General features: G+C 35.8%; 9 protein-coding genes. 7 read left to right on the forward strand and 2 right to left on the reverse strand.

Features of this window, described 5'->3' with window-relative positions; translation table 11 throughout:
* Positions 1 to 119: 119 nt before the first annotated feature.
* Positions 120 to 2,279, reverse strand: a complete 2,160-nt coding sequence (porW, locus tag VB264_RS24470; RefSeq protein ID WP_323253968.1) for a type IX secretion system periplasmic lipoprotein PorW/SprE — start codon at positions 2,277 to 2,279, stop codon at positions 120 to 122.
* A 176-nt stretch (positions 2,280 to 2,455) separates the two neighbouring features.
* On the opposite strand from porW, the gene VB264_RS24475 reads away from it, so the two are divergent.
* From VB264_RS24475 to VB264_RS24490, 4 genes are all read left to right on the forward strand, one after another.
* Entirely contained in the window at positions 2,456 to 2,668 is a 213-nt protein-coding gene (locus VB264_RS24475; protein ID WP_309921110.1) for an AtpZ/AtpI family protein, read from the forward strand.
* A gap of 207 nt (positions 2,669 to 2,875) precedes the next feature.
* A complete protein-coding gene (locus VB264_RS24480) occupies positions 2,876 to 4,912 on the forward strand; it encodes a penicillin-binding transpeptidase domain-containing protein (protein WP_323253970.1) in 2,037 nt (678 codons plus the stop codon).
* A gap of 124 nt (positions 4,913 to 5,036) precedes the next feature.
* Positions 5,037 to 6,287 (forward strand): rod shape-determining protein RodA, encoded by a 1,251-nt coding sequence (gene rodA, locus VB264_RS24485; RefSeq protein ID WP_323253972.1) that lies wholly within the window; start codon positions 5,037 to 5,039, stop codon positions 6,285 to 6,287.
* A 42-nt stretch (positions 6,288 to 6,329) separates the two neighbouring features.
* Entirely contained in the window at positions 6,330 to 7,352 is a 1,023-nt protein-coding gene (locus tag VB264_RS24490) for a hypothetical protein (protein WP_323253974.1), read from the forward strand.
* 108 nt (positions 7,353 to 7,460) lie between these two features.
* Here the strand turns inward: VB264_RS24490 and VB264_RS24495 are convergent, their stop codons facing one another.
* Complete coding sequence (locus VB264_RS24495; protein ID WP_323253976.1) at positions 7,461 to 7,835, reverse strand: DUF423 domain-containing protein; 375 nt, start codon at positions 7,833 to 7,835, stop codon at positions 7,461 to 7,463.
* 220 nt (positions 7,836 to 8,055) lie between these two features.
* On the opposite strand from VB264_RS24495, the gene VB264_RS24500 reads away from it, so the two are divergent.
* From VB264_RS24500 to VB264_RS24510, 3 genes are all read left to right on the forward strand, one after another.
* Entirely contained in the window at positions 8,056 to 8,628 is a 573-nt protein-coding gene (locus tag VB264_RS24500) for an RNA polymerase sigma-70 factor (protein WP_309921097.1), read from the forward strand.
* Positions 8,629 to 8,744: 116 nt separating this feature from the next.
* The gene (locus VB264_RS24505; protein WP_323253979.1) at positions 8,745 to 9,803 is read left to right on the forward strand and encodes a FecR family protein; all 1,059 of its coding nucleotides are present in this window, start codon (positions 8,745 to 8,747) and stop codon (positions 9,801 to 9,803) included.
* A gap of 35 nt (positions 9,804 to 9,838) precedes the next feature.
* On the forward strand, positions 9,839 to 11,605 hold the full coding sequence (locus tag VB264_RS24510) for an STN and carboxypeptidase regulatory-like domain-containing protein (RefSeq protein WP_323253981.1): 1,767 nt from the start codon (positions 9,839 to 9,841) through the stop codon (positions 11,603 to 11,605).
* Positions 11,606 to 11,771 lie beyond the last annotated feature (166 nt).

Below are 11,771 nucleotides of genomic sequence, written 5' to 3' on the forward strand. Positions count from 1 at the left end.
TCACTAAATCACTAAATCACTAAATCACTAAATCACTAAATCACTAAATCACTAAATCACTAAATCACTAAATCACTAAATCACTAAATCACTAAATCACTAAATCACTAAATCACTAACTATTTCGCTCCCACAGCTGCTAGTCTTTCTTTGGCTAAAGAAATTAACTGACTTTTAGGGTAATCGGAAATAAAGTTTTCTAAAGCCGTTTGATACGCCTTCGTATCTTGTGTTTTAGCGAAAAGAACAGCTTTTAAAAATACCAATTTGTCCTCAATTTGACTGTTCGGATATTCTTTTAGCCCCTTTTCAACAATGCCCATGGCGTTAGTGAAATTATTTTGCACATAATAATTATAGGCTTCTGCATATAACTTTTGTACTTCCGACTCTTTGCCTGTGCTTAAACTTTCATTTTGGCTACGTATCAATAATCTTGAGAAATAAGAGTCAGCATATTTACTCATCAACTGATTTTTATAAAAAGCATATACTCCCGCATTGTCTTCGTTTAATAAACATAATAGATACAATACCTCTGCTTCATGGCTAGAAGTAGGAAAATTCTTTAAGAATTTCTCAAAAGTAATCGTAGCATTTTTAGGTTCGTTCAAATTGAGTTTATACACTTTCCCTAATGCAAAAGTGGCTTCTTCTTGTCTTTTTCTTGAAGCAAGCAGTGCTTCTGGAGAAAATGGAATTTTAGCCTTTAGTGACGCTATAGCCGTTTTCATCACATCATTGCTTGAGTTGTTTGCATTCAAATCTCCGACGTTTGTGCTGAGAGTGTTACTTATATTTTGATTGCTCAAAGCATTGCTACTATTAAAAGAAAGTACGTTGTCTTTGGTGCTTCTTCGCCAATTATCTTCCAAAACCCTATTGCCCCATCGTGCTATAAAGGCCGTTTTTCCTTGGCTCATAGCAATGGGATTATTGAAGTACCACATTGGTTTATTAGGGTCGTTGAAGGTATTGGCTACATTTTTATTTTGTAATTGTTTATTTTTATTGGCTATCTCTGTAGCTCTTTTCTGACTTTCTTCTTTTGCCTGTTGGTCTGAATATACCTTGTCTAAAACCTTGTCTAATTGAGCAGGATTCATTTTAGCTAAACGCTGTAGGGAGTCTTCTGTTCTGATGATTTTTGTTTGAATGACAAAATCAGCTAAAGAACGTTGCTTCTCAATTACCCGTTTATATTGAGGGTCTTGTTGAGGAAGTGAAATCGCCGTGCTGTCGTAATAAGCAGAAGCCATTTCATAATCTCCCATTTGGTTGTAATAAGAATCAGCAAGCCTTAGGTAAGTAAAGGCTAATTGCTGAGGATTCTGGTTCGTTCTTGCAGATGATTGCAAGAATCTTAAGCCAGATTGTGTATTCCCTTTTCTGATTTCAGCAGTTGCCATGGCTTCATAAATCTTGTCTTGCAAATCTTTATTTTTAGGGTCTTTCAACAGTTTTTGAAAGCTATCGGTTTGTCCTAATGCCAAAGACTTGTTGAGCTTGGCATAAAAATCCAAGTTATAAGATGGTCTGTTTTTACTAACACTAGCATATTTCTGAGAGGCTAATTGTGGATTATTTACTAATTCATACAATTGTCCTGCAACAAAAAACAATCTAGCTTTTTCTTCGTTTTTAGGCATGAGCGGCAACGCCTCTTCAAGAATAGCGACAGATGTTTTGTATTCTTGCTTTAATTGATGGAGATATGCTTTTGTTAAGTAAAAACCTACCGTGTTTTCTTTATTCAATGGTTCTGTACGAAGAATTTCAGCTACTCTAAGAGCCGTTTGATATTCGCCTTGTTCTGTATAAGCACGCATCAACCCAATCAGGGCTGCATCTCGGGCATCATCGCTAGTAGCACTTGTATTAACAAACTTGAAGGTCTCGATAGCATTTTTGTAGTCTTCTTTCAATAGTCTGGCTTCTCCTATCATTACATAGGCATCATCTAGCCATTTTGAGTTTTGATGACGCTCGGCAACCAAAGAGGCTTTTTTAATAACAGCAGCTAATTGTTCGTTAACAGTTTGTGCCGACAGAGAATCGATAGGCAGAAGTATCGGAAGAAGTTGTGAGTAATTATCTTGACGAGCATCAAAAATTAATGATTCTGCTTCTTTGAATTTTATTTTTGCTTGAAACAATGCATTATACTTAGCATTAACATTATGAAAGCCTACGCTCAACGGAGAGCTACTGTATTGAGAACAACCCAGTATGAAAACACCGAAAAGGCAAGCGATATATAAAATAAAATATTTATTCATAGAAATTTTTAATGCTGAAACCGTGAAAGAAACGCAACTTTACGTAAAATTAGTATCAGTTTTTATGTTAAAGCTATTTTTTTAAATTATTCAACACCCAGAGCAATATAAATTCATTATTGAGCTTGTCAAGTAGTCCATTTTTTAATTGTTCGATTTCAAATTTAATTAATATCATGAAAGACGATTCTCAAAATAATAACAATAAATACATGCGTTATATGGGAGCGGGTATGCAAATGCTCGTAACAATAGCGACTGGTGTATTTTTAGGAAGATGGCTTGATGAAAAAATGATGATGAAAACTCCTTGGTTTACCATTGGCTGTTCCTTGTTTTTTATATTTGGAGGAATGTACCTTTTTATCAAAGGTTTACCCAAAGAATAATTTATCAAAATATTACAACTCATTTGCTCCTTTCATTGATAAATTCCCGAAAAATAACAAATTTTGTATAATGATTTCTGGTATTGTTTTTCCAATAGAATTCTTGTGTGAATTCTACTTAGAATACGTGCCAATAATGCTATCATGATTTAAAAACATAGACATTTATTCGCCTTTGGGCTTATTTATATAAATATTTTATTACTCGTGGACGAACTAAGAAAACGATTTATTCAGGGCTTTTTCATACTTATCGGACTAATTTATATTTGTAGGCTTTTCTTCCTGCAAGTAGTAGATGAAACCTATAAATTAGATGCCGAAAATAATGCCATCAGAAAGATAATTCAATCTCCTTTCAGAGGCTTGGTATATGATAGAAATAAGAAACTTATCGTGAGCAACACGGTGGTTTATGATTTATACATTACTCCTAAAAAAGCTAAAGTTGCAGATACCTTAAAATTCTGTAGCATTTTTGGCATTACCCGCCAGAGCTTCGATAGCCTTACGCACTTAGCAAGGATATATTCGCCTGTGCGTCCTTCTCTTTTTTTAAGACAGCTTTCTCGTGAAGATTTTGCCAAAGTACAAGATGCTATGGTAGATTACCCTGGTTTTGAATTTCAACTAAGTGCCGTTCGTACGTATGATTCAAAAGCCATGGCAAACGCTTTAGGATATGTAGGTGAAATTAGCCCTGAGCGCTTAGAAAAGTTAGAAGAAGATGGTGACGAATACTACCGACAGGGAGATTATATTGGCGTAACAGGTCTTGAAAGGTTTTATGAAGAAGACCTTCGGGGAGAAAGGGGCATCAAGTATATGATGGTAAATAGTAGGGGAGTTGAAAAAGGCCCATTTAAAGGGGGTGCTTTTGATAAAAACCCTATTGCAGGTAAAAATTTATTGAGCTCAATAGATATTAACCTACAAGCTTATGCTGATAGTTTGATGCAACACAAAGTGGGTAGTGTAGTAGCGATAGAGCCAAGCTCGGGCGAAGTACTGGCGATGGTGTCTGCTCCAACCTATGACCCAAGTCAATTATCAGGGCGTACTTTTTCAAAGTACTTTCAAACCTTAAACCTGAACCCGCTTCACCCTTTAATGAATCGTCCACCGAGTGCTTATTATCGTCCGGGGTCTACCTTTAAAATTATACAAGCATTGGTAGCACTACAAATGGGGGTAATTAGTCCGGGAACAGGGTTTGGACATGCGGGTTCGCCCATTCGTTGTAGCCACAATCACCCCGTGGCTAGCGATGTTCAAAAAGCGATTCAGTATTCTTGTAACCCATATTTTTATCAGACTTATAAGCGAATGATTTATAATAACGATGAGAAAAATGTTTTCAAAAAATCTGCACTGGGTTTACAAAAATGGGATGAAATGGTAGCGAAGTTTGGTATAGGGCAATTATTAGATATTGATTTGCCAAACGAGAAAAAAGGTAAATTACCAGATGTAAAGTATTACAACAAAGAGTACAAACGTGAACTTTCATGGAAGTTCTCGAACATCGCTAGTAATAGTATCGGCGAAGGTGAAATTATCGTAAACCCTTTGAAAATGGCAAATGTTGCAGCTATTATTGCTAATAGAGGCTGGTATATTCGTCCACATTTAGTAAAAGGGGTAGATGAATTTGGAGCAATTGACCCAAAATATAAAGAGAAAATATCTGTTGGAATTGACAAACGCCACTTTAATACAGTAATTGAGGGAATGGTACTGGCGGTAAACAACGGAACAGTGTCAGGAGACGGTAGAATGAATGATATTCAAATGTGTGGAAAAACAGGGACCTCACAAAACCGACATGGAGAAAACCATTCTATCTTCATTGCATTTGCACCTAAAGAAAACCCCAAAATTGCTATTGCCGTTTTTGTAGAAAACGCTGGGTCTGGTGGAGCGCACGCCGCACCAATCGCGTCTTTGTGTATTGAAAAATATATCAAAGGGCATGTAGACCGCAAAGCCATTGAAACGAAATGGATGAATAAAAGTTATCCGAATATGCTTACTGTGAGAAATGAAATGGCATCAAAAGCAAAAACGAAAATGAAGCCCGACACCGCACAGAAAGTAGATGAGGAATTATTTTTAACAACCCCTACAACCATCACTTTACCACTTGGAGGTTCACCAAAAACGAATGAAGTAAAAATCCCGATGAGTCCCAAGAAAACTACAACCAATATCAAACCAGTAGAGAAAAAGAAAGTAGCGCATTGAAAAATATGCTCAGACTCGATTTTCCCATTTCCTAAAAATACCGTTGTACAATGTTAATTGTATAACTTAATTCATCGAACTTAACTTGGCAAGGCAAGAAAAAATATCAAAAAATTTAGACTGGATGACAGTCTTACTTTTTATCGTTTGCGTAACTGTAGGCTGGTTTAATATCTATGCGGCCATCTATAATCCTGAAAACCCACTTTGGATTGGAGATGCTGGCTTTTTTGATACCAACGCTGGTAGGCAACTTATCTGGATTGGTACAACGGTCTTACTCATTATTGCCATTTTGGTGATTGATTATCGCTTTTACGATACTTTCGCATTCTTTATTTACGGCTTTTTTATCTTTATGCTTATCTTGGTGTTGTTGGTCGGGACTGAGGTAAAAGGCTCGCATTCATGGTTTAGGGTGGGAGGGTTTCAATTACAACCAGCAGAGTTTGCCAAAATGGCTACGGCTTTGGCATTGGCAAAATACATAAGTACGCCTATGGTGAACCTGACTCGTTTTAAAGACCAGTTTACAGTAGCATTGATTATTTTAATTCCTCCCATCCTTATTCTGGCTTCTCACGAAACAGGCGTTGCCCTAGTCTTTGCCTCTTTCATGATTTTATTATATCGCGAAGGACTTCCAGGGATTTATCCTGCTGTTTTTCTTTCCACGATTATATTGTTTGTGTTGTCTTTGATTTTTGAAGAATGGGAAATCTATATTGGTTTAGCTGTGTTAGTAGGTATTGTTATTTTAATAATGCCTCGTTATGAACGTAAAACAAAAAATATCATTACCATCATAGGCATTGCTGTTGTGATGGGGCTGTTCGTTACGGGGGTCGACTGGGCTATTAATAATGTATTGCAACAACATCAACGAAATAGAATAAAAGTATTAATTGACCCTGATTTTGATAGGAAAAAAACAGGCTATAACGTTCGCCAAGCCAAAATTGCGATTGGTTCTGGTGGACTTTTTGGGAAAGGATATTTACAAGGAACACAAACAAAATTTGATTTTGTACCCGAACAAAGCACCGACTTTATTTTCTGTACAGTAGGTGAAGAAGAAGGTTTTCTTGGTAGCTTACTGGTCGTGGGATTATTCTTGGCACTGCTGCTTCGAGTCGCTTATCTGGCCGACCAACAGAAATCTAGGTTTGCCCGAGTCTACGGCTATGGGGTGGTCTCCATACTTTTTTTCCATTTTATGGTTAACATAGGCATGACTATCGGATTAATGCCTGTTATTGGTATTCCTCTTCCGTTTTTTAGCTATGGTGGGTCGTCGCTGTGGTCATTTTCAATTTTATTATTTATCTTCTTGAAAATAGATGCCCATCGTACACAAGTTCTTTCTAGGTGGTAAATTGATAGTAGCCTTATTATTTACAGCTAATTTCATTAGAACATGGCATTAATATCTAAAAAGAAAGTACCCTTCAAGATTAATCTCCAACTCAGAAAATATTTAACAAAATATGGTCGGGAGATTAAAATGCCAATTCAATATGCTGATTTATTACGCTTTGAAAGTTCGATAAGTTTGTATGATAAATTTGGGAATGATACTTTTTGGATTACCGTTTTTTTTCCACATTCCGAGATTGAACATGTTTATGAAGGATTGAAGAAAATTTATGCGGATTTAAAAACAGATGGAGATGAAAAGGTAATTAAGCACCTCACTGTTGATAGAATAGATTTGTGTACTTATGGAAATACACAGCCTTTTAGGATACGTATCGTAAATAGGGTAAACGATAACTTCGATTATTTTTATATCAAAAGAGCCGACTGTTCCAGAGTTTATGGAATGGAATTAGAACACCTGCTTTCGCCGAACAGAATCAATTATCTTACTTTCGAAAACTCATTGGTTGAAGAACACATTGCAGGGATTCCGGGTGATCAGTTTTTCAAGAATTACCTAAGCGACCCCAACATCAATGAAATCCGTTTGGCTAAAGAATTTGTCAAGTTTAATGAAAGATGTTTGGTGCTGTTACTAGGAGATATGCACTCTTCAAACTTCGTAGTAGAAATTACCCCGGATTTTGAAGAAGTATATTTTAGAATAAGATCGATTGATTTTGACCAACAGAGCTACGAAGGGAAACGAACTGTTTATATGCCACAATATTTTAAACAGAATAATCCTTTGATTGAAATGGGTATGCGTCACATGACGCCCGAATCTGTAAAGCAGTACCAAATAGAGGAACGCTCGCTGATTTCAAAAAGGATGAAAGTAGAAAGCCAAAGAGTGTATGAATTAATGGCTATTATGGCAAAAGATGATATATCAACCCTAGAAAATACGGAGCAACTTAAAAACGAGTTAGCAAAATATTATGATTCCGACCAATTCTTGAAGTGCAGAACAATGGGAGAAATTGTTTGGGTAAGCTTGGAACAAGTAAGGATGCAGTAAAACTTTATCACTAGGGAGGGACTTTAGTCCCTCCCTAGTGATAAAATACCTTTACTATTAGCTGGTGACTTAAGTCACCAGCTAATAGTAAAGGGTTGAATGTCAGGTTTACACCTTTTTCGAGACGCCTAAAAATACGAATATCCAACCCACTATCAATGCCGTACCTCCAATGGGCGCTATTGCTCCCCACATCGTTATACCAGTAGCACATATCAGATAAAGAGAACCTGCAAAAATAAGTGTTCCGATTAGCAACGAATATCCTGCCCAATTCAAGAATTTGTGTGAAATCTTATCGGTTAAAATTCCTACTAAAATTAACGCTAAAGCTCCATACATTTGGTAACGAGCCGCCGTTTCAAAAGTATCTGTTCGGTTAGCTGCTTCCAAGACAGCCTTAAAAGCATGGGCTCCAAAAGCACCTAATGCTACCGAAAGACCAGCAAGTAAAGTACCAGCCTGTAAAAAAAATCTATTCATATTTTTGCTAGATAAAAGAGAAATATTCTACAAAGAACGCAATGAAAAATAGAGTTTCAATGATAATTACTTGAATATTTATGATGCTTTAAAGGATAATTTGACCAATCATCATTTTTATAATAGGGGTTTAACCAATTTTAGTTGTCATCACTAAAAATGTCAAGTAAGAGTTGTAATTTTGTGAGAGTAACTCTACGGAAAATAACCTCTTGAAATTTTGCAACTCACTGATTCTGATATTTTGTTAGCCATCCGACAAGGAAATGAGCGTGTTTTTGAAGCGATGTTTCGAAAGCACTATCAGGCTTTATGCAACTATTCTTGCAACATCCTAAAAGACATGGATGATGCTGAAGAAATAGTGCAAAGCGTTTTCCTGAAATTTTGGGAACAGCGCCAAGAAATAGAAATAACAGTTTCTTTAAAATCATATCTTTATCGAGCTGTTCATAATACCTGTTTAAATCGTATAAAACACCTTAAAGTACAAGAAGTATATCGTCAACACGTTGGAGAGTTTATAGAAAATACGTTTGATTCTGCCACTGATTTACTAGATAAAAACGAACTTGAAATCCGCATAGCTGAAGCACTAGAAAAACTGCCAGAACAATGCAGACTTATTTTTAAAATGAGTAGATTTGAAGAACTGAAGTATCAAGAAATAGCTAACCAATTGGGGCTTTCTATCAAAACAGTAGAAAATCAAATAGGAAAAGCACTAAAAATTATGCGGACAGAATTGGCAGATTATTTGCCTTTATTACTATTTTGGGTACTTTTCTACTAGAATAACAAGTAAACAGACACTTAATGTGATAAAAAAATCTAAATCTCTATCTATTCAAAACTATTGCTTAACAACCAAACACTAAAATTACATACATAAAAGCCTTTGGGTTTAAGATGATTAACGAAGAAAACATAGACGATTTACTGGCAAAATACCTTGCAGAAGAAGCTGATAGTCAGGAAGCTGATGCTGTAAATGAGTGGATTACTTTGTCGGATGATAATCAAAAAACCTTCGAACATACAAGTATTATCTGGGAAAAGAGTGCCTTGTTAAATACGCAACAAGTAGTTGATGTGGATACTGCTTGGGCAAAACTCGGTATTGGCTCAGATAAAATAAAGAGAACGGCTGATCAATCAGATTATATAAAACCTTTGCCCCATAGAAGTGGAGGTAGTAAACACCCATTGAAAGGAAGAAAGTCAAATACTATCAATCTTGTCTTTAATAATTTCCTCAAAATTGCAGCGGTTTTAATTTTCATCGTCGGAGGAGTACTTTTGGTGAAGAAGAATACCGAGCCAGACATTACATTGCTAACTTTTCAAACAGGTAATATTCCTACAGAAAAAGTTTTAGCTGATGGAACAAAAATATTTTTAAATAAAAATTCAACAATCAGTTTTCCCGAGAATTTTGAAGGAGATACCAGAGAAGTGAAACTAACAGGAGAAGCTTTTTTTGAAGTACACCATGACAAAGCCCATCCTTTTATCATCCATGCTAATGGTACGGATATAAAAGTACTAGGGACATCATTTAATGTAAAAGCGTATGATGCTCAGGTACAAGTAGTAGTGAATACAGGAAAAGTACAATTTTCGAAAAATACTCAGCAGGTTATTCTAGTAAAAGGCGAAAAAGCTGAAATTTCAAAAGAACAAGATGTTATTGTAAAATCGATAAATGTTGACGAAAACATACTTTATTACAAAACAAAATCGTTTAATTTTGAAGAGACTAGTTTAGATGAAGTAGCACAATTGCTTTCAGACAATTTTGGAAAAAGTATTGTTTTTGAGCAAGATAAAATTAAAAACTGTAAACTGACTGCCACCTTCCAGCAAGAAAGTTTGGATAATATTCTCACCATAATTTCCGAAACCTTTAACCTGAAAATTACCAAAAAAGGAGATTCAATCGTGCTTCAAGGCGAAGGCTGTCAGTAGAATGGATTGAATAACGATTTGAAAATCGTTCCACTATGATAGCTTATTATTTTAAATACGTTGCTTTAAATATTTGTTTTTTACTGTTAATTACTCATTCTTCTTTAGGACAAATCCCTATTTTAGAACGAAATATTAGTGTTAGGTTCAATAATGATAAAATTACCCAAGTGCTAGATATCATTGCTAGTGAAGGAGGTTTTAATTTTTCCTATAATTCTAATTTGATTGATAGTGACAGGCGAATAGATTTGGCTGTTACCAACCGTCCAGTACGGGATGTGCTAAAACAAATTTTTGGCACCTCTATTAGCTACAAAGTACGTGGACAATATGTTATTCTTCAGAAAAATATTACAGAAAATCAAAACTTACATTTTGTATTAAGTGGCTATATCGTAGACCCCAATGAAGGCATAAAACTGCCAGATGCCAGTATTTATGAGAAAACCAGTTTAGCCTCGGCAATTTCTAATCAATTTGGCTTTTATAAAATTAAGCTATCTACTAAGAAATTTCCCATTCGGTTGAGTATTTCAAAACCAGGCTATGAACATCAGATAGTTTTCATCAAAAATGCTCAGAATGATTACCTCAATATTGAGCTAGTGGCAGAAAAAAAAGAGTTGACTTATCAATCAGCTTTTGATGACAACTCGATTGAACAAATGGAGTTGTTTCAAAAAAGAAACCAGTTAATTGAATCTGCCCCTGTCTTTAAAGATAATCGCCCTCCCTTTGTAGATGCTGCTGGCGACGAAAGTTTTCATCCTGTTTTTGTGCCTTTCGATTCCTTGGCTTATAGAACAGACTGGGAAAGGTTTAAAGATGGCGTTGGAAAATTCTTTGTCAGACGAAGCCAACGTATCAATGCCTTTAACATCAATGATACCCTTAATCAAAGACTTCAAATATCATTACTCCCTTTTTTAGGAACCAATCGCCTACTTTCTGGAAGTATCGTAAACGATTTTTCAGTGAATATCCTGATGGGGTATTCTGGTGGCGTGAATAAGCTAGAAATAGGTGGGTTATTAAATGGTATTCATCATGATGCAAATGGTCTACAAATAGCAGGGTTAGGGAATATTGTAGGGGGCCAGCTAAGAGGTGTACAGGTGAGTTCCTTGCTGAATATTGCTGGTAGCTTAGATAAAGGCTTACAATTGAGTGATGGTATCAATGTAGTAGCTAAATCCTCTAATGGTTGGCAAGTGGGTCTTATCAACTTTGCTAAAGATGTGGGGAAAAAAGGAAAGCAAATAGGGTTATTGAATATTAGTGAAACATCAGAATCAACCCCTTTTGGATTATTAAGCTTTGTTAGTTCAAAAGATGGTTATAAACGGTTGGAATTAACGATTGATGAAAATGAAACAGGAAGCGTAACATTCAAAACAGGGGTAAGAAAGTTTTATAATATTCTAACGATTGGTTATAATTTCCTCAGAACCCGAGAGCTTTTTAGTGCTGGATATGGCATTGGGCGTGCCTATGAAATGAGCCACGGATGGATGCTCAATACAGATTTAGTGGCCAATGTGTTAGTAGAATACGATGCCTTTAATCCGAATGTAGGGGCTTTGTATAAATTTGATATAAGTTTTGAAAAACAAATTGCCCGCAATGCGGCTATTACCTTTGGCCCATCATTCAAAGCACTTCTTATCGACAGATACAACTTCAATACTTGGCAAGGCAAACCATTCAGCCGTATGCCAAGCTATACTCCTCTGTTCTCTACAGACCATTCTACCTTTTGGCTTGGTTTTCAAATGGGTTTAAGAATTCGCTCTAAATAATGCTACTATTTTATTATATTTCGAATATTTGTGATTATTTTAATAACTAGACATTTTGAATACTAATTATTTATATTGTCGTGTGTGCGTGCGAACTTTGTACAAAAAGCTATGACAGCCTACGAAAAAGCTCGCAACAACCCACGGCAATTTAAATCTTTGACCT

Origin of the sequence: Arcicella aquatica, from assembly GCF_034928825.1 — a bacterium.
GTDB lineage: Bacteria > Bacteroidota > Bacteroidia > Cytophagales > Spirosomataceae > Arcicella > Arcicella aquatica.

Bases quoted from the DNA above. Each gene is read 5' to 3' on its own strand.
- VB264_RS24505 (WP_323253979.1), top strand. From the start codon at position 8,745: ATGATTAACGAAGAAAACATAGACGATTTACTGGCAAAATACCTTGCA.
- VB264_RS24490 (WP_323253974.1), top strand. From the start codon at position 6,330: ATGGCATTAATATCTAAAAAGAAAGTACCCTTCAAGATTAATCTCCAA.
- rodA (WP_323253972.1), top strand. From the start codon at position 5,037: ATGACAGTCTTACTTTTTATCGTTTGCGTAACTGTAGGCTGGTTTAAT.
- VB264_RS24475 (WP_309921110.1), top strand. From the start codon at position 2,456: ATGAAAGACGATTCTCAAAATAATAACAATAAATACATGCGTTATATG.
- VB264_RS24510 (WP_323253981.1), top strand. From the start codon at position 9,839: ATGATAGCTTATTATTTTAAATACGTTGCTTTAAATATTTGTTTTTTA.
- VB264_RS24495 (WP_323253976.1), bottom strand. From the start codon at position 7,835: ATGAATAGATTTTTTTTACAGGCTGGTACTTTACTTGCTGGTCTTTCG.
- porW (WP_323253968.1), bottom strand. From the start codon at position 2,279: ATGAATAAATATTTTATTTTATATATCGCTTGCCTTTTCGGTGTTTTC.